Source organism: Saccharicrinis aurantiacus (assembly GCF_947489045.1).
GTDB lineage: Bacteria > Bacteroidota > Bacteroidia > Bacteroidales > Marinilabiliaceae > Saccharicrinis > Saccharicrinis aurantiacus.
The window spans coordinates 71,368-97,418 of record NZ_CANLCN010000009.1; the positions used below are offsets into that span (position 1 = coordinate 71,368).

The 26,051-nt window shown below is 35.2% G+C and carries 21 protein-coding genes; 11 read left to right on the plus strand and 10 right to left on the minus strand.

Annotated features, from left to right (window positions below; translation table 11 throughout):
- Together QMO11_RS11905 and QMO11_RS11910 are read right to left on the minus strand one after the other, a co-directional pair.
- On the minus strand, positions 1-615 hold the full coding sequence (locus QMO11_RS11905) for a deoxynucleoside kinase (protein WP_075602696.1): 615 nt from the start codon (positions 613-615) through the stop codon (positions 1-3).
- A gap of 89 nt (positions 616-704) precedes the next feature.
- Positions 705-2,219 (minus strand): GH3 auxin-responsive promoter family protein, encoded by a 1,515-nt coding sequence (locus QMO11_RS11910; RefSeq protein ID WP_282037497.1) that lies wholly within the window; start codon positions 2,217-2,219, stop codon positions 705-707.
- 114 nt (positions 2,220-2,333) lie between these two features.
- On the opposite strand from QMO11_RS11910, the gene QMO11_RS11915 reads away from it, so the two are divergent.
- Positions 2,334-2,855 (plus strand): CvpA family protein, encoded by a 522-nt coding sequence (locus QMO11_RS11915; RefSeq protein WP_075602698.1) that lies wholly within the window; start codon positions 2,334-2,336, stop codon positions 2,853-2,855.
- On the opposite strand, the gene QMO11_RS11920 is transcribed toward QMO11_RS11915, so the two are convergent.
- From QMO11_RS11920 to nadB, 3 genes are all read right to left on the minus strand, one after another.
- The gene (locus tag QMO11_RS11920) at positions 2,852-3,601 is read right to left on the minus strand and encodes a glycosyltransferase family 2 protein (protein ID WP_282037498.1); all 750 of its coding nucleotides are present in this window, start codon (positions 3,599-3,601) and stop codon (positions 2,852-2,854) included. The genes QMO11_RS11915 and QMO11_RS11920 overlap by 4 nt on opposite strands.
- Before the next feature lie 5 nt (positions 3,602-3,606).
- Entirely contained in the window at positions 3,607-4,875 is a 1,269-nt protein-coding gene (locus QMO11_RS11925) for a glycosyltransferase family 4 protein (RefSeq protein ID WP_282037499.1), read from the minus strand.
- Between the two features lie 89 nt (positions 4,876-4,964).
- Positions 4,965-6,539, minus strand: coding sequence for an L-aspartate oxidase (nadB, locus tag QMO11_RS11930; RefSeq protein ID WP_075602747.1), 1,575 nt, complete (start codon positions 6,537-6,539; stop codon positions 4,965-4,967).
- A gap of 242 nt (positions 6,540-6,781) precedes the next feature.
- On the opposite strand from nadB, the gene QMO11_RS11935 reads away from it, so the two are divergent.
- Positions 6,782-8,335 (plus strand): glycine--tRNA ligase, encoded by a 1,554-nt coding sequence (locus tag QMO11_RS11935; RefSeq protein WP_282037500.1) that lies wholly within the window; start codon positions 6,782-6,784, stop codon positions 8,333-8,335.
- A 90-nt stretch (positions 8,336-8,425) separates the two neighbouring features.
- Here QMO11_RS11935 and QMO11_RS11940 read toward each other — a convergent pair whose 3' ends face one another.
- Both QMO11_RS11940 and QMO11_RS11945 read right to left on the minus strand, forming a co-directional pair.
- Positions 8,426-8,653 (minus strand): hypothetical protein, encoded by a 228-nt coding sequence (locus tag QMO11_RS11940; RefSeq protein WP_075602701.1) that lies wholly within the window; start codon positions 8,651-8,653, stop codon positions 8,426-8,428.
- Between the two features lie 152 nt (positions 8,654-8,805).
- Positions 8,806-9,429, minus strand: coding sequence for a hypothetical protein (locus QMO11_RS11945; protein ID WP_282037501.1), 624 nt, complete (start codon positions 9,427-9,429; stop codon positions 8,806-8,808).
- 268 nt (positions 9,430-9,697) lie between these two features.
- On the opposite strand from QMO11_RS11945, the gene QMO11_RS11950 reads away from it, so the two are divergent.
- Positions 9,698-10,456 carry a response regulator transcription factor gene (locus tag QMO11_RS11950; protein ID WP_282037502.1) on the plus strand — a complete coding sequence of 253 codons (759 nt, stop codon included), beginning with the start codon at positions 9,698-9,700 and terminating at the stop codon, positions 10,454-10,456.
- Here QMO11_RS11950 and QMO11_RS11955 read toward each other — a convergent pair.
- Positions 10,453-11,208: a ThiF family adenylyltransferase gene (locus QMO11_RS11955; protein WP_282037503.1), complete on the minus strand. Its 756-nt coding sequence runs from the start codon at positions 11,206-11,208 to the stop codon at positions 10,453-10,455. The genes QMO11_RS11950 and QMO11_RS11955 overlap by 4 nt on opposite strands.
- A gap of 215 nt (positions 11,209-11,423) precedes the next feature.
- On the opposite strand from QMO11_RS11955, the gene QMO11_RS11960 reads away from it, so the two are divergent.
- The 8 genes from QMO11_RS11960 (at position 11,424) to QMO11_RS11995 (ending at position 22,373) form a co-directional block, all read left to right on the plus strand.
- Entirely contained in the window at positions 11,424-13,214 is a 1,791-nt protein-coding gene (locus QMO11_RS11960; protein WP_282037504.1) for an ankyrin repeat domain-containing protein, read from the plus strand.
- A gap of 317 nt (positions 13,215-13,531) precedes the next feature.
- Positions 13,532-14,221: a hypothetical protein gene (locus QMO11_RS11965; RefSeq protein ID WP_282037505.1), complete on the plus strand. Its 690-nt coding sequence runs from the start codon at positions 13,532-13,534 to the stop codon at positions 14,219-14,221.
- A 190-nt stretch (positions 14,222-14,411) separates the two neighbouring features.
- Entirely contained in the window at positions 14,412-15,386 is a 975-nt protein-coding gene (locus tag QMO11_RS11970) for a helix-turn-helix domain-containing protein (protein WP_282037506.1), read from the plus strand.
- A 504-nt stretch (positions 15,387-15,890) separates the two neighbouring features.
- Positions 15,891-16,055 carry a hypothetical protein gene (locus tag QMO11_RS11975; protein ID WP_282037507.1) on the plus strand — a complete coding sequence of 55 codons (165 nt, stop codon included), beginning with the start codon at positions 15,891-15,893 and terminating at the stop codon, positions 16,053-16,055.
- A 151-nt stretch (positions 16,056-16,206) separates the two neighbouring features.
- Positions 16,207-17,784: an arylsulfatase gene (locus QMO11_RS11980; protein ID WP_282037508.1), complete on the plus strand. Its 1,578-nt coding sequence runs from the start codon at positions 16,207-16,209 to the stop codon at positions 17,782-17,784.
- 127 nt (positions 17,785-17,911) lie between these two features.
- Positions 17,912-19,168, plus strand: a complete 1,257-nt coding sequence (locus QMO11_RS11985) for a BamA/TamA family outer membrane protein (protein ID WP_282037509.1) — start codon at positions 17,912-17,914, stop codon at positions 19,166-19,168.
- 363 nt (positions 19,169-19,531) lie between these two features.
- A complete protein-coding gene (locus QMO11_RS11990; RefSeq protein WP_282037510.1) occupies positions 19,532-20,896 on the plus strand; it encodes a DUF1254 domain-containing protein in 1,365 nt (454 codons plus the stop codon).
- A gap of 40 nt (positions 20,897-20,936) precedes the next feature.
- Positions 20,937-22,373, plus strand: coding sequence for a DUF1254 domain-containing protein (locus tag QMO11_RS11995; RefSeq protein WP_282037511.1), 1,437 nt, complete (start codon positions 20,937-20,939; stop codon positions 22,371-22,373).
- Between the two features lie 120 nt (positions 22,374-22,493).
- Here the strand turns inward: QMO11_RS11995 and QMO11_RS12000 are convergent, their stop codons facing one another.
- Entirely contained in the window at positions 22,494-23,828 is a 1,335-nt protein-coding gene (locus QMO11_RS12000; RefSeq protein WP_282037512.1) for a WG repeat-containing protein, read from the minus strand.
- A gap of 576 nt (positions 23,829-24,404) precedes the next feature.
- Positions 24,405-26,045: a tetratricopeptide repeat protein gene (locus tag QMO11_RS12005; RefSeq protein ID WP_282037513.1), complete on the minus strand. Its 1,641-nt coding sequence runs from the start codon at positions 26,043-26,045 to the stop codon at positions 24,405-24,407.
- Between the last annotated feature and the right edge of the window lie 6 nt (positions 26,046-26,051).

The window sequence follows — 26,051 nt, forward strand, 5'->3', positions numbered from 1 at the left end:
CTATTTGATATCTTCAAGTTGGGCATCTATTTTTTCGGTAAGTGTTTTAAAAGCCTCTTTGTCGTTGATAAAGTCTAATTCATCAATATCGATAATGAGCACCTTACCATCCGTATATTCATTAATCCAGTCTTCGTATCTGTCGTTTAAGTGCTTTAGATAGTCCACTCTAATATTACTCTCGTAATCACGACCTCTACTTTTAATTTGATCAACTAGTTTTTGTACCGATGCTCTAATGTATATTAATAAATCAGGAGCCTGCACTAACGAATTCATTAGTTTAAATAAGGATGAATAGTTATCAAAATCTCGTTTGCCCATTAAGCCTAAATCAAATAGGTTGGGTGCAAAGATATAGCCATCTTCATAAATAGTTCTGTCTTGAATTACCGTTTTGCCAGAGGTGCGAATGCTATTCACTTTAGAAAAACGGTTATTTAAGAATTGAATTTGAAGGTGGAACGACCACTGCTTCATATCTTCATAAAAATCTGCTAAATAAGGGTTGTCATCTACCTCTTCGTAGTGCGCATCCCACCCATAATGGTCAGATAAAAATGAGGTTAATGTAGTTTTTCCGGCTCCAATATTTCCTGCAATGGCAATGTGCATTATAATTTAATTTAGATATACCCAATACAAATAGATAAACGATAATAGGATTCTTTTTTAATGGCGCTTAGCTATTTAGATTTTGTACTTTATTTATTATTTAATGTTTCGAGTTCTTCTATTATTTTTCTGTTGTTTGATAAGCGAGGCACCTTGTTTTGTCCGCCAAGTTTATCGTGCAACTTAAGCCAATCTATAAATAAATTACTTCTTCCTTTTTGTATTAAAGGAAAATCAAGTGTTATATCATTATATCTTTTGGCTTCATAATCTGAGTTCACATCCTGAAGTTTTTGATCTAAACTCTGTGAGAATAGCTCAAAGTTATCGGGCTCTTTTTCAAACTCAATAATCCACTGATGTTTACCTTTATCTTCAGTGCTCATGTACATTGGAGCAGCCGAGTAATCTTTAATAACGGCATTGCTTTGTTGGCAGGCATGCTGAATGGCAGTATCTGAATTCTCAATAATCAGTTCTTCGCCAAATGCATTGATAAAATGTTTGGTTCTGCCCGATATAATTATTTTGTGCGGGTATTTCGATGTAAATTGTACTGTATCTCCTATTCTATAACGCCATAACCCACCATTGGTAGTTATAATAATGGCATAGTTGGTATTCAACTCTACTTCATCAATGGTTAAGGCCAAGGGATTTTCCTTTTCCAATTCACTCATCGGAATAAATTCATAGAAGATACCATAATCAAGCATCAATAACATTGAACTTGAAGTAGGATCATCTTGTATGGCGAAAAATCCTTCGGATGCATTATAGGTTTCGAGATAATGCATTTTACTTGATGGAATAAGCTTTTTGTATTGCTCTCTATAAGGCGCAAAATTGATTCCTCCATGTATAAAAAGCTCTAGGTTGGGCCAAATATCAAGCAAATTGTCTTTGCCAGTTACCTCAAGCATATGCTTAATTAGCACTAAAAACCATGAGGGAACTCCGGTTAGTGAAGTCACATTTTCATTAATAGTGGTTTCGGTAATTTTCACTAATTTCTCCTCCCACTTATCCATTAATGCAATGGATTGTTCTGGTGTTCGTATTAAGTTTACCCAAAAAGGAAGGTTGCCAATTAATATGGCAGATAGGTCGCCATCAAACGAATCGTTTCTAAATTGGTTGAGTTGTTGGCTACCACCAAGTGTTAAACCTTTTCCTTTAAACATCTCGTTTTCGGGATAAAGTTGGTTGTAAATAGCCAATACATCTTTGCCTCCTTTATAATGACACTCTTCCAATGAGCTTTTAGAAACCGGTATGTATTTACTTTTAGATGAGGTTGTACCCGATGATTTCGCAAACCATTTGATATCCTCGCCCCATAAAATACTCTTTTCTCCTTTGCGAACCCTATTAATTTCAGGCTCTAAGCTTTCGTAGTTACGGATGGGTACTCTCCTCTGAAACTCGCTTATGGTCTTTATGGTATTAAAGTTAAATTCTTTACCTATGGCTGTATGTTCAGCTTTCTCTAGTAAATCGAATAATTGATTGCGTTGCACATCAGCAGGCCTACTTTTAAACTCATCAATTTGAGTGAGCCTTCTGTGGTTTACCAATGATATTATCGAATTGAGTATGGGCATAAATAAAAGTTTTGTGAGCTAAATATAGTTAATTTGCCTCTATCCAATGTCAAATTATGATGAATAATGCTTCTATTAGCTATGAGTATATTATTTTAGCAAAAAATACACTGAATGAATTATTTCGATATTATTGTTGGCGTAATATTAATTATTGCATTGGTAAAGGGGTTTAAGAACGGACTAGTGATTGAACTGGCTTCATTAGCTGCCCTTGTTTTGGGGGTAATTGGAGCTATAAAGTTTTCTGATATTACAGAAACATGGCTGCTCAATTACTTCAATAGTAACTATATTGGTTTAATATCTTTCTTAGTAACCTTTATTGCCATCGTAGTAGCTGTACATTTAGTTGCAAAAGCTGTTGATAAGTTAGTTAAAGCTGTTGCCTTAGGTACCATTAACCGGGTGTTGGGAGCCGTTTTCTCCTTGGTTAAAATTGGTTTTATAGTGAGTATTCTTCTTTCCGTATTCGTAAGTTTTGATCGTACATTCGATATCATCCCGAAAGAAACCCGAGAATCCTCAATTATTTATGAGCCCCTTTCTGAGTTTGCACCAAGCATTTTCCCATATCTTAATTTCGATAAAAGTGCGAAGGATAAACTGGAAGAAACGATAGGAACAGTTGTTTAAAAGCGACCATTTTTTCCCCAGAACCAGAAGAATTTGAATGCTACAAATAAATGCTCATATAGCGTTGGGATTAATCCATAGTACTGACTCATTATTTTAAAGCGTTCTTTTAAACCAGCTTTAATATTTTGCTTGGTAACACCACCATCTAAAAATAAGGACAGGGTTAATTGTGTATTTATGATTTGCGTAGCTCTTTTAAGTGCAATTAAGCACCATTCAAAGTCGGCAGAGAAGTGATATTTTAGATTATACAAATCAACAATGCTTCGTTTTACAATAAAGGATTGATGACTAACAAGCATGCCTTTTTTAAAGCTTTTCCAATTTAAGTTTTTGGGAGGTTGTAAACGTCGATTGCCAATTTTATTGCCGTTTTCATCAATCATGGTGGTATCACCATAATAGATGTCGGCATTTTGTGCTAAATTAAAAACCTTACTTAAGGTATCAGCTTCAGCTATTTCATCGCCAGCATTCATAAACCACAGGTAGTCTCCAGTAGCCAAATGAATACCCTTATTCATGGCATCATAAATACCAGTATCTTTTTCGCTGATCCATTTTGTAATGGAGTTGCTATGTGCCTTTATAACTTCGGTAGTATGATCAGTAGAAGCGCCATCAACAATAATATATTCGATGTTTTTATAGCTTTGAGCGGCAATGCTTTTAATGGTTTTATCAAGATCGTTAGCAGCATTATATACAACGGTTATAATACTTATTGTGGGCAATGTGTTCATTGGTATTATTTGTTATTAAGCACTTTGTTGTAAAGCTTATGGTACTGTTCAGCTACAACGGCATTTGCATAATTTTTTAAAACAAAATCACGCGCCTCGGTTTGTAATTCATCAATATTCTGATGTTCTAATACACTAATCATACCCTTGGCAAGAGCGTCACTATCTTTTACATTGGCTAAATAACCCGTTTTATTGTGCTGTATCAGCTCAGGTACGCCACCTACATTAAAAGCCACAACAGGTGTTCCGCATGCTAAAGATTCCATTACTGTATTGGGTAAATTATCTTGTAGCGAAGGCAAAACAAATGCGTCTGCAGCATTGTATAGCTTTATTAAGTCGGTTTTGCTTTTTATAAATTTAAGATTGTGCGTTTTATACGGAAACGAGTCTAATAGCTGTTTATCTGTTTTACCAAATACAACCAGTTCCATTTTGTCATTCCATTCGGTATGGTTTTGCTTAATGTAAGCTAAAGCCTCAAGAAGATATTTAATTCCCTTGCGCGGTTCGCTGCTATTGGCGGCCCCAAATAAGATTAGTTTTTTTCGGATAGGAAGTTTAAAGCGTTTTCTGCACTCTTTAAAATCAAGAGGTTTAAATAAATCGGTGTTAATCGGATTTGGTATAGATATAACAGGTTTACTTTTAAGAAGCGTACTATCCAAAGCCAAATTGCGTAACCAATTACTACAAGTAACCATATTTAAATTCGCATCTTCCCAAATTTTATGCTTGTGTTTTAAAATACGATAGGATAAATCCTTATCACTTGGTTTCTTTAAGAAAGGACAGTTCCCGCAGGATTCAACATACTCAAAACACGAGCCTGAGTAATGGCAACCGCCAGTAAAAGGCCACATATCGTGCATGGTCCAAACAATAGGTTTGCCCAATTTAAATATCCTATTTAGTCCTTTTAATGATAGAAAACCATGATTGATCCAATGCAGGTGTATAACATCTGCTTCTTGTACTAATGGATGATTTACTATATTCTCGCCTGAGGCAGCCGGAGAGAAGGTGTAGCGTACGCTTTTATCTTTTTCAAAAGGTAAAAAGGATACCCTTTCTGCTACAAATTTACCAAACGAGCGTTGTTTGCCCTTGAAAGAATTACTGAGACTATGCACACCTAATTCAGATTTGGCACTATCCTGCACCAATAAATTAACCTCTACACCATGTTTTTTTAGTGCCTCAAATAAGCGAAAGGCAGCTACTGCTGCACCACCTTGAGTTGCTGATTTATTGATGAGTAGAATCTTCATAGCTTATGTTTTTTAGAGACAGTAAAACATAAGTTACAAAATAATATACAATTTTGCTTACTTAAAATATATACTGCGCAAATACTCTGTTAGCGTTTGGTTCTAAGTTTATTATGGTCGCTGGTGTAATGTAAGCCTTTACTTTCTTTACGGGCCATAGCCATTCTGATGGTTAAGTATCCCACGTTTATTTCGTTACGCAGTTCACACAACTTACGTGTAACTGTTGAACTATCGAATAAACTTTCTGTTTCGCGGTAAATTAATTCCAGTCGGTCTAAGGCTCTTTTTAAGCGAAGATTAGAACGTACAATGCCCACATAGTTACTCATTATTTGCTCAACCTCTTTGTTGGTTTGCGTAATTAAAACCAACTCTTCAGCGTGCGAAGTACCTTCATCATTCCAATTAGGAATTTTAGTTTTAAACTCGGTCTTAGCTATCTTTTTAATGGCATGTTTGGCCGAGAAATCAGCGTAAACAATAGCTTCTAATAAAGAGTTTGATGCCAAACGGTTGGCACCATGTAAGCCTGTTGATGAACATTCGCCAGCGGCATATAGATTTTTAATGGAGCTACGTCCTTTTTTATCCACCTTGATTCCACCACATAAATAATGGGCAGCAGGAACAATCGGAATCCAATCTTTGGTAATATCAATGCCTAACTCTAAGCATTTATTATAAATAGTAGGGAAGTGAGCTTTCGTTTCTTCTGCATCCTTGTGGGTTACATCTAAAAATAAGTAATCTTCACCCGTATTTTTCATTTCGTTATCGATGGCACGCGCTACAATATCACGAGGAGCTAATGAACCACGCTCATCGTATTTTTTCATAAAAAGTTCTCCATCGCGGCGACGCAATAAACCTCCGTAACCACGCATGGCCTCAGTAATTAAAAACGAAGGACGCTCTTTGGGATTGTATAATGAGGTAGGGTGGAATTGTACAAATTCCATATTCTCAATAATGCCTTTGGCTCTATAGGCCATCGCAATTCCATCGCCAGTAGCAATAGTCGGGTTTGTTGTAGTTTGGTAAATATTACCAATACCGCCAGTGGCCATTAAAGTTACCTTAGCTAAAACGGTATCTACTTTTTCGGTTTCCTGATTTAAGAGGTAAGCACCGTAGCATTCAATATCATCGCGCCAGCGATAAGTAATTTCTCCAAGGTGGTGCTGTGTAATAATATCAACGGCAAAGTACTTGTCGTTAATTTCAATGTTAGGATGATTTTTAACTTGCTCAATAAGGGCACGTTGAATTTCAAAGCCCGTATTGTCTTGATGGTGCAGAATGCGATGCTCAGAGTGACCGCCTTCGCGATGTAAATCGTATCGCTGATCATTGGCTTTGTCAAAGTTGGTTCCCCAATCAATCAGTTGTTTAATCTGATCTGGCCCATTTTCAACTACCATTCTCACTACATCTTTCTTAGAAAGATGATCGCCAGCAATCATGGTATCTTCAATGTGTTTTTCAAAATCATCAGGTTCATACATCACTGATGCAATTCCGCCTTGAGCGTACGAAGTATTCGTTTCTCCTATTTTGGTTTTACTTACTACGAGCACTTTACCGTGATCTGCAACTTTTAATGCAAAACTTAAACCGGCAATCCCTGACCCAATAACCAAAAAGTCAACTTTTTTTCTCATCCTAATTGTGTAAACAAAGGTTTTCCTCGGTGCAAATATATAAATAAGATTAGAGCCAAACAGGCTAGAGCAGAACAAATAGCTATAGATCGTATCTGAATATTCGGAAAAACAGATTTTTAGCTTATTTTTGCACTCTGAAAAGCAAATCCAATGATTTTGGTAAGCTTTTGTTACATTTTGAATTAAAATTTTGGAGGTGAGTGCAAATGCAATTACCATCCTATATTTATATATTGGATATGGCTCAAGAAGATGTTTTTAAAAAGTTAGTGGCCCACTGTAAAGAGTATGGGTTTGTGTTTCAATCAAGTGAAATTTATGATGGACTAGGTGCCGTTTATGATTATGGTCAGCTTGGTGTTGAATTAAAAAACAACATTAAAAAGTACTGGTACGATGCCATGGTGAAGCTAAACGATAATGTAGTTGGTTTAGATTCTGCTATTTTTATGCACCCTACTACTTGGAAAGCTTCGGGCCATGTTGATGCTTTTAACGATCCTTTGATTGATAACAAAGACAGTAAGAAACGTTACCGTGCCGATGTTTTAATCGAAGATTTAATTCAAAAGTTTGAGGTTAAAATTGAGAAAGAAGTAGCGAAAGCGAAGAAGCGTTTTGGCGAATCTTTTGATGAAGCACAGTTTAAAGAAACCAATCCTCGTGTTTTAGCTAACCAAGAAAAAATTACCACTATTCATACGCGTTTTGCAAAAGCATTAAACGATAATGATTTAGAGGATTTAAAACAAATTATTGTTGATTACGAAGTAGCTTGTCCTATCTCTGGAACTAAAAACTGGACTGATGTGCGTCAGTTTAACTTGATGTTCTCTACAGAAATGGGTTCTACGGCCGATTCATCAAGCAAATTATATTTACGTCCAGAAACGGCTCAAGGTATTTTTGTAAACTTCCTGAATGTGCAAAAAACAGGTCGTATGAAAATTCCTTTCGGGATAGCGCAAATTGGTAAAGCATTCCGTAACGAAATTGTAGCACGTCAGTTTATTTTCCGTATGCGCGAGTTTGAGCAAATGGAAATGCAATTCTTTGTTCGTCCGGGAGAAGAGATGAAATGGTTCGAATACTGGAAAGAATTCCGTATGAAGTGGCATAAAGCTTTAGGAATGGGTGATGAGAGTTACCGTTACCACGATCACGAGAAATTAGCGCACTATGCTAATGCTGCAACAGATATTGAGTACCGTATGCCATTTGGATTTAAAGAGGTTGAGGGTATTCACTCACGTACCGATTTTGATTTAAGTTCGCACCAAGAGCACTCGGGTAAAAAACTACAGTATTTCGATCCTGAGTTGAATAAAAACTACGTTCCTTATGTGGTTGAGACTTCAATTGGTGTTGATCGTATGTTCTTAAGTATTATGGCTGGTGCCTACACCGAGGATGTTGTTGAAGATTCAAAAGGTAAAAAAGAAACGCGTGTAATGTTAAAATTACCACCAGCATTGGCTCCGGTAAAAATGGCTGTTCTTCCTTTAATTAAAAAAGGTGGTTTACCAGAAAAAGCACGTGAAATTGTTAATACTCTTAAGTTTGATTATAACTTACAGTACGATGAAAAAGATAGTATCGGAAAACGTTACCGTCGTCAGGACGCCATTGGTACGCCTTTCTGTATTACTGTTGATCACGAAACATTAGAGGATAACAAGGTAACCATCCGTTACCGCGATACTATGGAGCAAGAGCGTGTTGCCATTGCTGATTTAGAGAAAATTCTTGAAGAGAAAGTAAGCATGAAAAACTTATTTAGAACTATTGTTTAGCACCGAGAATCTAAGGTATATAAAAAGAGGATGATCAGTAATGAGCATCCTCTTTTGCATTGGTCTTTTATTATAGATTAAGTGTATTTTTTATTGTTCCTGCTTAGCAAAGGAAACAATAGACTTTTTAAAATTACTGAGCTCTTCATAATTGATTATAGTTTTAAATGTTTCGTCTGTACCATGACGAAAGAAAGATAGTTGGTGACCATTGTGAATTAGCTTTGCTAAAAATCTAAAATATGGATGTACAAGGCTGTTGTTTGACATGTCTTCAATTGTGTCAATTGCAAATAAGATTTCTTTTTTTTGTGTCATAACATTCGGGTTTATGAGTGATTGATAATATGTATGTGTGTATATTCTATTTGTTTTATTCAGGTTTAACTTTTTAAACGCCATTGAATTCAGGGATGTGATTCACCTGCCGATTTATTATAATTGGTATTAATAGTATTTACAGATATCTTTTAAACATCCACAGTGCTTTTCTTCTGATAAACTTTATTCTCCTTATAGAAAGAAATCACGCTGTTATAAGATAATAATATTGGAACTGTTTCAGAACCTAAGTATTCTATTGACTCTCCAATTATAGAAGCTTTAATTCCTAATAAATAGAGGATGCGTAATAGTTTTCTATCACACTCAGCAAAAGCAATACTATTTTTATGATTACAAATTGGCTCAACAGCCATAACCATCAACTGCTTTAGCAGAGAGGTATCTTTGAGTCCTTTTTTAATAGCAAATCTTCCGATGTGAAATATGTTTTTAGAATCCCAACTCACTTCATTGGCAATTTGTAAAGGGTCTATCCCAAATAGTTTTTGTATTGGGAGTATATCCCTATAGTTCCATTTAACTATTCGTATTGAACCTATTATAGAATTATTGCCATCTGTGGCATAATATATTTTTGAATTATCAAAGAAATGAGACTCTTCTTTAAAGATAGAGTTGATGTCTTTGTTTATTTCAAATATTGATGGACTATTTAAATGATGCTTAATGTTTTCATATACTATGAATTCAGATAAGTCGAATAATTGATACTTTTTTAGTAAGTCTAATTTTTGAACAGTTTCTCGCATGGGTTAGGATTAGAGTCGTTTATAAATAATTACTTACTACTAATATATTTGTTCCAATCTTATTTTGTATTACACTAAAGTGTGGTTGTGAGTTTATATTTTATGATACTCAATAATTAATAACGTTCTATGAATTAGGGCATATGTTTTGGTTGTATTAATCATAAAACATATCTTGTCGTAGTTTTATGAGCAAAATGTATTGTTTGTATTAGGCTTAAATAGCCCATTAGCTTAATACAGAGTAGTTATATAATTAGCAAAGGAAATGACAAATATTGATGATTTTTTTTCCTCAAGAAATAGTATTAACCATACTGAACAAGAATATTTAGATAATCAACCTACCTATTTAGAGGCTTTTAAGGCAATGGCTAGGACCACGTATAATAGTATATACGTAATTGATTATCAAAATAAAAAATTTGAATATGTATCAGACAATCCGTTATTCTTATGCGGGCACTCTGCCAATGAAGTGCAAGAGATGGGATATGCTTTTTACTTTAAGTATGTTGTAGAATCTGATTTGGATTTACTTTTAAGAATAAACAATATTGGCTTTGAGTATTATGAGAGTATTCCGATAGAGCAACGAAAAGAGTATATTATATCATATGATTTTCATATAAGAAATCAGAATGATCAAGTTATTTTAATAAATCAAAAGTTAACGCCGATTATGCTTGATAAAAATGGGCGTATGTGGAAAGCTTTATGTATTGTATCCTTATCTTCAGAAAGAAGCTCAGGAAATATCAGAATATTTAAGAATGGAGAAAATGTTTTTGCCGAGTATAACGAAGAAGGTAATTTTTGGATGAAGTCGGCAAAGGTAATATTAACCGACCGAGAAAAAGATATTCTGCATTACTCGGTCAGGGGATTAACCATTAATGGTATTGCTGAAAAGTTATTCCTTTCGCCAGATACGATAAAGTTTCACAGGCGAAAATTATTTGATAAACTTGATGTTTCAAATATCTCCGAGGCAATTTCGTATGTTGTTAGTAATAAGTTAATTTAACTGTGCATTAATGTTGATAAGTAAAACTCAGGAAATACCTTTACATCTTTATTTGTGGCAACATTAAATAATACGTGTGTACATATACCTCCAAGCATCCAACTAGCAATGGATAGTTGAGGAGGAGAAAGCTTTTCTTTCTCGTTCTTATACTTCCAAATAATTTCTTCTAACCACTCTTGTTTGTTGCCCCAATATTTAAGGTAACTTGAGGCGTACTCAACCACATCAATTTCGTTGAAGCGCTTATTGGGTTTGGCAATGCTTGATAGGGAACATCCTCCAGGATCGATGATGGTGATTAAACCTCCCCATCCTAAATTATAAGGATGAAGTACAGGAATTTGCAATTCTTGACAAATGGAATCAAATAATAGGGGAACATCAGAGGAAAAATCCAAAGCATTTATGGCAATCTTATGGCCTTCAATAATTCCACGCAGATTTTCCGTAGTTAAGTAGTAATCCAAAACGGTTATTTTTGCTGTTTTATTAATTGATTGCAACCTATTTTTTATGGTCTCAGCTTTACTTTCAGATAAGTCGTCTTCTGTATAGTTTTGTCTATTTAAATTGGTGAGCTCAATAGTATCACCATCTACAATTGTTATATTCTCAAAGCCTAACCTTAATGCACATTCGGCAATAACACTGCCAATACCACTTCCACCTAGTATTATAGGAATATCCTTAATCTTCTCTTGTTCTTCTGGGGTAATGTATAATCTATTCCTATCATATCTAGTTTCCATATTTTGTGTTTTTGAGCGCTGTAAAAATAGTGCTTCCTCTATCTAATTGCACTACCCGTTCTTGTGGTTTAGTATTATTTTGTTTGAAATGAATTAAGATATAATACTCTGAAAAAAGAGTGCTGTATAGTTAAATAATGTGGTGTTTCTATGATTTAATCCCACTAGTAAATTGAAATAATTAACGAGATTTGCGGCCCATAAAAATATCTTTAATGCATACATCTAAATCCGCGTTATCTTGTTTACTTTTCATGCTAACAGCTTTTTATTCTTTTGCTGAAGCAAATAAGAAAGACCGTTTGTATTTTGTACAGAATAATACAACTCAGGTTGTTGAAGGAAACCATACGCATATTTCATTACAGAAAGCACCATTCGAAATACAATTTTATAACCACCTATATCAGCCTGATATAGGCTTGCATCATTCAATGCGCATAACAGCGTTCTACAATGCAGAACAAATTCCGGAAATGAAAGAGGGAATGCCAATTGCCGATATTCCTTGTTTTAAGCCGGGTACAAGTATGGCGCTAAGTACTGATGGTTGTTATCATGGGGTAAGGTGTAATGCCGAAGCACATGCTTATTTGTTTTATACTGATGCCGAATATAATAGGCTTCGCTTAATAAAGAAAAAGAAGAAATTGAGCAAGTTTAGTTTTTCGGTTGATACCATAAGGGTTCATCATTTTGAAGAGGATGCCATTTCAGAAACTTCTATAGATGTTATTCATTTGGCTTGGGTAAAAGATTTGAATCAGAACGAAGTGTTAGATGAAGGCGAATTCGGTGTTGTTTCAATACATTTTTCCGATAAAAATAATGATCAACAAATACCTTATTGGAACCAACAAGATTCTGTTGGCAGGAGCCCACTTCATCGCTTAATGTTGCGAGATATGAAGAACCTTAAACGAGCTCGCTTAATTCACGAAGCTCTTTCGTTCTCCACTACTGATCCGAATCTTAAGGATTCGTATGGTAATACAGCACTGCATTATGCCATGGTTAATGGCAGTACGAATTCACACTATTTTGCACCCCACTATAATTATTCCGGATGTCCCGATGGTCTTTGTGTGCTTGTTTTATTAGATGATAAAAGGGTAAACCCTAATATAAAAAATTACTCTTTTCAGTACACACCACTGCAATCATTCTTGGCACTATCCGAATGTCGAGTTAATAGATTAACTCCTTTATCGCTCCTTTTTATGAAGGTGATGAATGAGAATGCTCAATTTAATAAAGAGAGTAGAGATGCCGTAGGAATGAGTGCCTACGATTATGTATTGAAAAGAAGTTTTATGAATAATGAAACCGGAGGCATAGTAGAATTGCTAAAACCAGAAACCAGTTTCAATGCAAATGTAGCTGACGAGATGGTGAATTTTCTTACGCAGATAGATTTCAACACTCCGCTTTCCGACAGTACTTTCTATTTAGAGAATACTCAAACTTTATTGGATTACGAGGTATATCCTAATACTTTTACAGGAGGTCAAACCATATTTCATTACCTGTGCGATGGACGATTTCGCCCCTATGGCTATAGTCACGAAGAAATCATTGCGAACTCCAAACTGCGGGCATTGGTGCTCACCAAGCTATTCAATAGTCCTAAATTAGAAATTAATTTGGCCGATTCTGAGGGAAATAATGCCTTGTTCTATGCCATTGACGATTGTAACCCTATTATTCTATCAGCGCTTTTGGCACATCCCGATATCGATATGTATCAAATCAATAAAAATGGAAATACGCCATTAATGAAGCTTCTGAAGAACGGAATTTCAAGTAGGCAAATGGAAAATTGGGAGGCATGTTTTAAAATGCTAAGTGCTCAGTTTAGTTCAACACATGTATGCGTTAGTAACTATAATGGAGAAACTTTATTGGATATAATGGATGACTTCATTCTAAAATACGATTATAAATCGATGAGCCCCGTTGTCGAAGTGGTTAAGGATTTTCGGAATAAGCTGATTACCTCCAATTAAAATTGGTAATTTTTTGATATTGAACTAGTACGTTTGTCGACTATTTGATTCAGCTTTTGTTGGATAAGAAAAAACTACAGATAAACTCAATAATAGATTAACTTTTCTTATAATTGCGCTCGCTGTTATATAGCCATTAGTATGATGTTATAAGTCTAGTAAAGCGGCCTAGAATAAGTACGTCAGTAATCTTCTACTGCACAGTAGATTTATCTTTCTTAGATTTGGAATACAACGATTATAAAATTACCATGAGTGTTGCTCAAATAGTGTCCCGACCAACTCAACATAGGAGCTTTTTCAAAAAGTATTGTATTGTGAATAAAGTTGCATTGCTTCTTTCAATATTTTTGTGCCTTTTTTTTAGTGCCAGCGCACAAATGTGTTTAAGCGATGTGGAGATTGATAAACTAAACAAGTTAAGTATTAGCGCCTACATACAAGCTCAAATAGACAAGGATATTAAAACCTTTACTGAGATTAAACCTTCGCTGCAAACAAATTCGAATACTGTTGGCTTCCAATATCATGAGCGTAAATACATTGTAAAAGATTCCTTGCATAAGGTATGGTCGCATTATGTAAATACTAATCCAGCAAAGGCATGGAATACAAGTAAGCTGAATTTTGGTTTTATGTATTGTAAAAATGCAGACCAAATGGTTTATCCCAATGGGCATGTTGATAAGGTTGAAGAGGGTCAGGTGATATACTTGAATTTGCTATTATTAAAGATTAAAAACCTTGCCACAGCATTTGAAATAATCACTTTGAATGAGTTGCAGAAGGTGATGGCATTTAGTTATGTGGATGATAATATTACGAGAGGTAAGCAGCAGCTTAATTTTGAGCAAACTGCTGATGGCCATACAAAAATTATTCATCGAAGTTATTTTAAGAGCAAATCAAAAATCAGAGATCGCTATTTCTATCCCTTTTTTCATACGCGATTAACCAATAGTTATCATAAAAACATGAAGAAGTTGTTCGTAAGGGGAAGTGCATGAACATTATCTTCTTAAAAGCTGTAACTTAAAGACTAAAGCTCTACCAAAACTGAATGATGGGATAATATCTTATGCTGAAATAACTTAATTCAAAATGATCTTGCAAAAGGAGTAGTTGTGCTAATTTAGTATTTCCATTCTTACTTATTAATGTTTAATATTGTAAGACCTATTTTATCTGAATATTATTATGGCTGTACATATTATCAATTCCTCAATAGATCAGTTTTATCAAATATTAGAAGAGACTTGTACTAAGGTTGATGAGTCTAACTATGTTGTAAATGCAGAGGTTGGTTCAGGCAGTTTTAAACGTTATCAAAAAACGCATTGGGATTTATACATTGGCCACTTTAAATTAAAACAAGATCTTAGTTTTCAGCGTTTCCCAGATACTAGTAAAATAGGTAATTATAGTATCTCTTTTCAGGCCTTTTCTAACGACTTAAATACGGATACTTGGTTGAAACCTGAAATTAAAAAAGCAAGTGAGGGTATTGTATTCTATTCAGCGCAATCTACATTAAATAGTATCTGGCTCAAGGATATTGAATGTAGCATGGTTTACATGTCGTTTAACGAGGATTGGATTACAGAGATTGAAAATACTTTGAGATTCCCCAAAGTAATTGGAATAATGCTAGCAGAAAGACCTAATCCCACATTCCACGTTCCATTAACTAGCGATATTAGATATTGCCTTCGTCAGATGCTTTACCTACCAAAAGATGTGCAAGGAGATTTTGAATTTCCATACCTCTACACTAAGAGTGCTGATTTATTTACACAGGCAGCAAGTGCAACTATGCTTCGTGCAAGCCAGCAATTAGAAAAGAATGCCATTCATCCGCAGGATCTGAACCTGCTAGAACAGGTAAAGATTCAGCTTATTAATATGTATCAAGAGCCTCCTACGTTGAGTGAGTTGGTTGATGCAACCGGGATGAGTAAAAGTAAACTGCAGCGATTATTTCAAAAAGCCTATGGTACTTCTGTTTACCAGTTTATAAAAAACGTAAGACTCGATAAAGCTATGGAACTTCTAATGCAAGGTAATTCAGTTAGCGAGGCAGGATATGATGTAGGTTATTCATCTATTCCCAATTTCTCTAGTGCCTTTAAGGAGCGTTTTAGTTTAAATCCAGGAGAAATCCAATCTAGGTAATTCTGTTTTATACCAGCTCATATCTGAATTTAAGGGCAATACATTAAGAGTTTTATTGCATGTTCTGAGTGTCCGATGTGATTTCTATATATAAGCGTAAGCTATTAGCGAATAGTTCGTTATTAGAATGTGTTTTTTCTTATGTTTGTATTTATGGGTCATGTCAGGCTTGGCCTCTTTACAAAAGGCTTTTGTTTTATTTGGGACTTTAGTAAGACTGGCTAGCTGAGAGCTTTGCTCTTAGATCCGCCAGCCGCACTTAAGTTTCAAATAAATAAGAAAGTTTTTTGTAAAGCAGCCTTGAATTTCTTTGCTTACGTTTCTTGCTTCAAGGCAAGAAATGAAGTTGGGTTTGGGCAAACAGCCCAATACGTAATAATATTTAGGATAACATTGATTGCATATGAATCTTTTCGATATGCAAATAACTTTTTTCGATAAGAAAGCACTACTAGTATGCTTCATCTTTGTAATGTTAATTAGTAATCAATAAAACAAGACATTATGAAGACGTTTAGTAAAATTTCAATGGCATTGGTATTATTAGCAGGTATCTCTTTTACCGCGTGCAATAAAGATGAAGAAGAAATTGTAATGGAAGAACCAATTCAGCCACTTCCACCAACAGCAGAACAACCTCTACCACCAATGGTAACACCACATCAATAATGTTTGGTTAAGAAGCTCCAATACTTAATTGGAGCTCGCCATTAACTTGTTGTTGAATAATTGTATGATGTTCTTCTAAACTACATACATAATTTCAATAATAGATAGAAAAGTATTGTAGTAAGTAGATCAATCATAAAATTATATAGATATGAAACGAATTATACTAAGCACATTATTAATGTGCATTGGATGGGTAGCTTTTGCCCAAAAACCAAATATTGTTGTTATTACAACAGATGATGTTGCTCCTATGGATATATCTGCATACCATAGAGGATTAGGGGCAGTTAGTACGCCAAATATTGACAGGATTGCTGAAGAAGGGATGATGTTAAGCGATTTTTACGCACATCCGAGCTGTACAGCAGGTAGATCTGCATTTATTACAGGTCAGTATCCTATTCGTACCGGGCTTACTTCTGTTGGTCAGCCTGGCTCGCATTTGGGTCTGCAAGCCGAAGATGTTACCCTTGCAACCTTACTAAAAGATAAAGGTTATGCTACGGGTCAGTTTGGAAAGAGCCATGTAGGCGATCGTAACGAACATTTACCAACCGTACATGGGTTTGATGAGTTCTTTGGTATTCTTTATCATCTTAATATGATGAACCAACCAGAGCAACCAGAATTCCCAAAAGATCCTAATTATATAGGGCGTCCACGAAACGTATTGTATACTAAAGCAACAGATGTAGATGATACTACTGTTGATCCCCGTTTTGGTAAAGTAGGCAAACAAACAATAGAAGATCGCGGAACCTTATTTGCTGATAGACAAGCTACTTTTGATGATGAGGTACTTGAAGTTTCTGAGAATTGGCTAGATAAAGTTGCTGACGAAAAAGATCCTTTCTTTTTATGGTTTTGTCCTACTCGTATGCATCAAGAAATATTTGTTAGTGACGATTGGGCTGGTAAAAGTGGCCATGGAAAATATTCTGACGGTTTAATGCACTTGGATCACGTAATTGGCGAGCTACTAGACAAATTAGATGAATTGGGTGTAGCAGATAATACAATAGTTTTATTTACCTCAGATAATGGTGTTAACCTTTCTCATTGGCCAAGTGCCGGGGCTGCTAGTTTCCGTGGTGAAAAGGGAACCACATGGGATGGTGGTCATAGAGTACCTATGTTAGTGCGTTGGCCAGGAAAAGTGCCTGCCGGAGAATATAGTGGCGAATTATTTACTGCTGAAGATTGGTTGCCAACTATAATGGCAGCAGTAGGAGAAGACGATATTAAAGAAGAGCTTAGAGAAGGTAAAAAAGTAAACGGAACTGAGTACAAAGTACATATTGATGGTTACAACCAGATGGATGTAATTACCGGTAAAGGGAAATCAAATCGTCGTGAGTTTTTCTTCTTTGGAGAGAATGATTTAAATGCCATTCGTGTTGATAATTGGAAAGTTCATTTAGCCTTAAAAGATGAGTGGGTAAAAGACAGAGAAATATTACCAGCTGGTATGATTGTAGACATAAAACTTGATCCTTATGAAAGATCACCAGAAACACCAGGTCACTTTTTATGGCAAAAAGAGAAAACATGGATTCTTCCTCAAATTGCAGGACCAATTATGGAATTCAATAAAAGTTTTCAAGAGTTTCCTGCGCGTCAGAAAGGAGCTGGCCTTGGAACCGCTGCTATCATGAATCAGATTAACAAAGCAATGGATTCGAATGCGAATATTGATACTGAAGGTGTTAAACGACCTACCAACTAGTGTGATTTGAGTTTTTTTGCTTCCGTTTTTTGTCTCAAATAAAAAATGAAGTCTTTTTTGAGATAACCAATTAATAGTCTCAAAAATCCGAATGTGATATTGTGATCAAATTTTAAAAAATATTGGTATGGCACTACTTTTCAAAATCAAGTTTAAAAAAGCTCTTATAATATTTGGCATGTGTTTAGCTTTTGTGGCAAATGCTCAGCAGCAAGGGGATACAATTGCTGTAAAGGAAATAGAAGCTAAGCAAAAAAACGTTTCTTTTATTCCTTTGCCAGTTATTTCATCCAATCCTACCAATGGGTTTATGTATGGTTTAGCGCCTGGAGCGACTTGGTTTATGGGCGACCCAACAACAACAAGTGTATCGTCGGGTCTAGGGTCTGTTATTTATACCACAAATAAGCAGTTAATATTAACAGCTAAAACCAATATATTCACAGAGAATGATAGTTGGAATTTTTTAGGAGATTGGCGTTACTTTATTACTTCGCAACCAAATTATGGTTTGGGTACAGGACCAAGTTCAAACCAAGTTGTTGACGCAGGTTTTGAATACGAGGATAATATGTGGAGTGCTCCCATTGATGGAGCTCAAATGTTAGAGTTTAACTATATACGTTTTCACGAAACAGCCATGAAACGCTATAAGGATACGCGTCTTTTCTTAGGAGTAGGTTATCATTTAGATATTCATTCTAATATTCAAGATAACCTACTCGATTTAGAGAGTGAAACGCCCGTATTAACAAGTCATTATTTATATAATACAGCGCATGGTTTTTCTACAACAGGCTATACTATGTCCGGAGTCTCCCTTAGTGCATCCTACGATAGTCGTGATAATACCACCAATCCTTACTCAGGACGATATGCATACATTAACTTCAGAATGAATCCAGAATGGTTGGGTAGTGATCAGGGGTCAACAATGTTATGGGCCGAATACCGCGATTACATAAATTTAGATAAAAATAGACCGCGCCATATGTTGGCATTCTGGACTTACGCATCATCCGTTACTTCAGGTAATGTTCCCTATTTAGATTTACCAGCATTGGGTTGGGATCAGTTCGGGAAATCAGGAAGGGCTTATACCAAGGGGCGCTTTATGGGCGAAGACCTATGGTATGCCGAGATGGAGTACCGCGTACCTTTGCAGAAAATTAAAGATACATTTGGGGCAGTTGCCTTTGTAAATGCTACTTCGGCCAGTAATAGAATGAACGATGTTCATTTATTTGATCATGTTGATATTGGTGCAGGAGTCGGTTTACGTATCATGATTAATAAAAAACGTAAAACAAACCTAACGCTTGATTACGCCTGGGGTAAATACGGAGCCCGAGGATTCTATTTAGGTATTAACGAAACATTCTAATATTATTTCATTTTTTGTAACTAATCAGTCGTAAGACAAAAGTATAAAGACATAAGACCTAATAAATTAAATAAAAGTGAATTTCTTACTATCCCTAGAAATCATCATGAATTACTTCATCTGCAAATAATGCTAAAATTAGAAATCTTTATACTTATGTCTTAATACTTTATACTAAAACTAAACCCTTTATCCTATTTCAATACCCCATGTAAGGAGGTGTTATTTTTAGAAATTAAAATAAGAGAAATTATGCGTTTTAAAAATATAATTTATTCAAGTGCTATATTGCTTGCATTACTAGCATCGTGTTCACCTAAAACTGAAAGCTGTAAAAGCAGTTCAGATCCTAAAAAAGCCATTATGAATACTGTAATTGCACAAAAAGATCCGATAATTAGTGTAGCGCCAAATCTTGAAATAGCAGCCATGGGCGATTATGCTGATGCCAAATCAATAGGTACCTTGGCATATGAGTGGGGTTATGCAATGGTGCGTATGGAACAAGCTATGCGCGAATATATCGATGTGCCTAACCCTAAGCCACAAACCAGTTATCGTGCACCATTAAACGAAATAGGTTGGGCCAGAAGGTTACCTACAGCAGACGATAAGGATATGCCTACAGCCAATAACGATACTTATTATATGAGTGCAGTTGTTGATTTAACGGAGCCTTACATATTAGAAACTCCAGATACAGATGGACGATATTATGTGGTAAATGTTTTTGATATGTACCACAATTTAACCGAGTATATTGGAAAAAGAAATACGGGTACAAAAGCTCAAAAAGTGGCTCTTGTGCCTCCGGGTTGGAAGGGTAAGTTACCTAAAGGCGTTACAAAAACAGTAACATCAAATACAAAGAAAGTATGGCTTTGGGGTAGAGTACACGTACTCGAAGGTGAGGATGTTGCAAAGGTACATGGTTTGCAAGATCAGTTTGTGTTAAAATCTTTAAGTGAATTTGCTGGTAAGCGTAATGTGGTTAAAACTACTACTTTACCTGCCATGCCTGAGTATCCTGTAACAGACTCTTTACGTTTTTATAAATACCTTGCTTTTGCAATGAGTCAAAACGAAATACTAGCGGATGATAAATCTTTAGTGGGACAATTAGAGCGCATTGGTATTAAAGATGGTAAATTTCATGAGTCGGAGCTTAACGAGCATCGTTTAAGAGGATTAAAAGAAGCTGCAGTTGATGGACCATTAGCTATTTTAGCTTCAATGTATTCGTCTTCGTTTGTTAATAATGGTTGGAATGTAGCATTAAAGCTAGATAATTACGGGTACGATTTCTCTTTCCGTTCATTAATTGCAGGTCCATATTTAGGTGGGCAGGGCGAAAAAGAAGCCATGTATCCAATCCGATTCACCGATAGTGATAACAAACCTGCATTGGGTGTAAATAATTATAAAATTCACTTTGATAAAGAACCTCCAGTAAATTCTTTCTGGTCCTTAACTCTTTACGATGCTACCAATAAATTATTTGTTGATAATGAGTTAAATCGTTATAAGTTTAGCTCTGAGTCTGAAGCACTAAAAAGAAATGAAGATGGATCGTTTGATATCATTCTTCAGAATAAAAAGCCAGAAAATACCGATAACTGGTTGCCTGCTCCAGAAGGAAATTTCTATCTGATTTTAAGAATGTATGAGCCTAAGCAAGAGGTTATTGATTTAAGCTATCAATTCCCTCAAATGGTTAGGATGAACTAAATCAGATTATTTATTAGGGTTGCTCATTAAATTATACATTATGGATATGAAAAATATAAGCTTAACGCTATTAGTCATTTTAATGGGGCTTAGTAGTTGTCAGCAGACAAGAGATACTAAAGAAAGTTCTACCAATAATAAATTCAATTCCATTGAGGAACAAGTAGCCTACCAACGTGCTTTTGAAGCCGTGGTTTGGGCTACTCCTGCAACGGCTATTTATCGCTTGCGCGAAGGATTTTTAGATGTACCTGGGGTAGACGATAATGTGGTTGTAGCCTATTCAAAGCCGGCATTATCTATTCATAAAGCCATCACAGCAAATACGGCAACACCATATATCACCGCTTATACTGATTTACGCAATGGTCCCGTTGTTTTAGAGGTTCCAGCCGTAAGTAAAAAGGCAAGTTTATACGGTCAAGTTGTTGATGCATGGCAATCAACAATTGCAGGTGTTGGCCCTTCGGGAGCCGACAAAGGAAAAGGAGGGAAGTATCTGTTAATACCGCCCAATTACAATGGTCCTATTCCAGCATCGGGTTATATTCCCGTGCAATCTACTACCTATCGTTTGGCGCTTGTTTTTCGTTCAATACGAGGGAAAAATGCTACCGATGAAGATGCTTATGCCTACACGCAAAGTATGAAAATGTATTATTTGGGAGATAAAACCACAGAAACAAAATTTGTTGATGGAATACCTCATAAATTAAATACGCTTCCGCGATATGATTATAGAGCCTTGGAAGATATTCATGCGATTTTTAGTGTGGAGCCAGTTCTTGAAAGGGATAAAGTGATGATGGGGATGTTGGCCTCTATTGGTATTGAAAAAGGAAAACCTTTTAATCCAACTCCGCGCATGAAAGAGATCTTTGATATGGCTGCTAAGGATGCTTATGCTTATATGCACAATTTAGTAGATCAACATCATACAGATGGATTGTATTGGGAAGATAGAAACTGGAGTTTTGTGATGCGATCAGATAATGCTGATGGTTTTGAATTTGTATCAGAAGATCAAATTCAATTAGATAAACGTGCTGCTGCATGGAGTTTCTTTACTCTTTATCCTAAAAAATTAGGAGAACGTCCCGCTACTGTATATTTAGCGCCAACTGCCGATGATGCGGGTAATGCTTTAGAGGCAGGTAACTTGTATAAAATAACTATTCCTAAGGATATACCAGCCAAGCAGTTTTGGTCTGTAACAGTATATGATGATGTTACTTGGGCATTTATCGATAATGAAATGGAACGTTCTGGTCTGGGTTTATTTAATACCCCGGATATGCAAATGAATGAGGATGGCAGTGTTGATGTATATTTTGGTCCGGAAGCGCCTAAAGGCATAGAGTCTAATTGGGTTCCAACAGAAGGAAAGAAACCATACGTTTGGTTACGTTTATATGGGCCCGATGAGGCATTTTGGGATAAGTCTTTTGTTATGCCAGATGTACAATTGGTAAAATAAACATCTTTTGTTGTATAGTGTCGTTGTTAGCCAACTGGCTAATAACATTGTGTTATGTATGTGAGAAAGGGGTTATGGACATAGTCCATAACCCCTTTCGAATATTTTAAGAAGCCTGTGCTATTTGGCTAATAATCGCTTTAAAGTTGCCATTCCTTTAGCTTTGATATCTTTAGCGGATTTCAAGTTAAAATATAATGAACTTTCTGTCTTCCATACAGTTTTACCCTCTTTGTTAATGTAGCCCCATCCATTTGAAAATTCGACTTCAGCTAATCCATTAATAAATGGATAAGCATATTTAAATTGAGGATTAATGGAGTATTCACCTTTTGTATTTATGAATCCCCAGTAGCCATCCTCTAAAACAGGCGCTAATCCTTCGTTAAACCACATTGCGTATTCATATCGTCCATCAACAGCTTGGTTACCTTCTTTATTGATGAATATCCATTTGTTACCTTGTTTTACAGGAGCAAGTTCATTTACAAACTGCCATGCATCACTATAACTAGGTTCTATTATTACATTGCCTTCTGAATCCATAAAACCATAATCACTACCATTTTTAGTAAAGTAGGTCAAGCCATCGTTAAAAGACCCTGCCTCCTCGTAAATAGCAGGGATGGCAATAGCACCTTCTTTATTAATAAATCCAATTTTATAATCCTCTGTCTCAACATGCGATAATCCCCCATGAAATGAATTAGGATATCTAAAATCTGAATTTAGGGTAAATTTGACATTAAATGTATTTCCTTTATATTCTATACATTTATAACTATCCTCATTACTTTCTCTTACAAATGCTAAATTGTCATAGAATTCACTAGCGTAAGAATAGGTATCTCCTATATTTACCCCTTGTTTGTCAATGTATTGTACCTTACCGTTGCTGTACGTGAGTGCAAGTCCATTTTTAGAAAATTCATATGCTTCTCTGTATTTATAATCAATAACAGGTTCTAGATTATGGTTAATATAGCCATACACTTCTGTTGTGCTTGTTTCTTCAGTATAATATGGCACTAGAATATAATAATTATCATAGAGGTCAGAATCATTTAGGTTGTCACCATTCTTATTGTAGTGCTTAATGTTATCATTATTTCTATAATAACCATAGTACTCAGTTTCTTTACTATTGTTATAATCCCAAAATGTACTAACAACATCGTTATACTCTGTTTTTTCGGTAATCTCGCGTGTTTTAGAAACGGCAGCCATGTCATAGCTAAAATGTTGTGCGAATTCGAATTCTAGAGTTTTTACGTTACCGTCCTTGTCTATATAGCCTCCTTTGTTAGCTTCATGAATTGGCCAGTATTTGTTACTTCGGCCACCTGTTAATAAGCTCGATCCTGATTCTCCAGGTTTGGGGTCATCTTTTTTACAGGATACTGTACATAATGCAAGGGCTATAAATGCAAGGCCAGCTAGTTTTAAAGTTTTCATATTCATATGTTATAATTAAATGTTTAGGAGTTAAATAGTTTAAACAAGCTTCTTACCCTATTTTATTAATAGAGCAACAGGGCTTTATTGTGGAATTATAAATTGGATGTGTGTTTGCTTTTTATTTAGGTCGCAATATTATAATAAAATGTAATGGTGTGCAATGTTAATCATAATATATTTTTAGTCATTCGTAAAATATCTATTCTGCTGACATTAGATTTATATATTATTAACATAACTATAAAGGGATGGTAATTAGGTACATTTATTCGGTATAGATAATACATTTAGCATATTTTTGATTCCTATATGCAAGCAATTTTCCTTTAAAGCTATTGTAGCTAAATTTTTATAGGTATCGCGCAAATATTCCTTACCTATGGAAAGAAAATTCCATAGGTAAGGAAAAAAAACTGCATAGGTATGGAATTTTACCTCCTTGTATGTGTCTGATTATCAATAATAATTAAAGGTGAAGAAATCACCTTTTTTAAGGTGTTATCCGGGTTGATAAATAGAATGTTGTTTAAGCTAAACATACAGTGATGTTCGTTATGCAAAATCCTACTTTAGTTATTTGGCTCCACCAATATTGGTCATGTATGTACTCAACTTTTCTTCGTGCGCCAATCCTATTTTTTTTCGGATGCGATAGCGCGATGTATGCACACTTTGTAATGAGATGTTGAGTATCTGTGCCATTTCGTTACTGTCAAAATTAAGTTTTATCAATGCGCAATGTTTCTGTTCTGTAAAAGTAAGTTCAGGATGCTTTTTCTGCAGTTCTTCGTAAAAGCGATCATTAATTTCTTTGAATCTTACATCAAAATCGTTCCATAAATTCTTTTTCTGATTCAGATGTTTGTGCTGTAATTCCTTATACTTTAATGGCAAATCTTGCTTTATAATATTCAATAGCTCATTCACTGCTTGCTCTTTCTCTAGCATTTGCAAGGCATTGCTGGTTAAATCTTTATTTTTAAGTTCGAGTATGGCATTACTTTTTTCCTTTTCCAATTCTTGCTTAACCGTTATGTTTTTAATTTTGCTTTGGTGGCGGTAACGCAGATAAACCACAAAACCACTAAGTATCAAAAGTAGAGAAATCAGTTGCCACTGAAGTCGAGAAGAGTTTTTCGATTTAATAATTAAGTTCTGGGCATTAATCTGATTTTCTCTTTTATTAATGGTCTCTTTATATCTGTTTTTAACTTCAAAAAGGTTTTGGTTGCGTTTGTTGGTTAAATTAAACAAGCTGTCAGCTGCATGGGTTGAGGCTAATAAATTACTATAGGCTTTATTCATTAAGCCTTTTTGTTTATAGATTTCTGATATTTTAAGATATAGCTCAGGTTTAATTTCTACATATGCACCATAACTTTCCATTATATCTAAACTCTTGTGGTAATAAAATAAAGCACTGTCTACCTCTTCTTTTGCAACCTTCAAATCTCCCAGAAAAGAGTATATCACTGTTTTGTACTTTTCTTCGTTTTTACCTAAATATTGAAGCGATTTATATAAATGTGTTTTAGATCGGTGGTAACGCCCAAACTGTAAATAAATATATCCTTTATTGGCATCAACATACGGCAAGTGTTTGTCCTTTGGCTTGTTGTAGCTGCATGAATCGAGGTAACTAAACGCAACATCATATTGCTTTTTATCCATATAAAGTGTGGCGATGCTAAAATAGGTAGAGATAATTTGCGAAGTGAAATGATCATTTTCAATTTCTTTGGCTAAGCGCAAGGCATATTCAAAGTGTTGCAGTGCTTTAACTTCTTTATTAAAAATGTTGTATAAAATACCAAGGTTTCGGTTTATGGTGATGATATAACTCTTAGGGGTGTTTGAACTAACATTTAATTGGGCTTCCCATAAGTTATCAAAGGCCGTTTCGTAGTTTCCCCTAAATCTGTCAATATCGCTTAGGCCAATTAGGCATTTGATGGTATTTATTGAATCGTACTTGCTTTTTGCAGTTGTTAATAACTGGCTCAATTCTCGATACGATTGATTGGGTGTGCTGTTAATATTACTTATGGAAGCCTTCAGTTCTGTTTCTAATTTCACTTTGGATGAATCAATATTAGATTGTGCATCTGAGTAGTGGCTAAATAGAGTGATAAATAATACTAATAACAGTGGTGTTTTGGTTAAATATTTGGTTTGTAGTATTTTATTTAATTTGATGCTTGCTGTATCAATCATTTTATA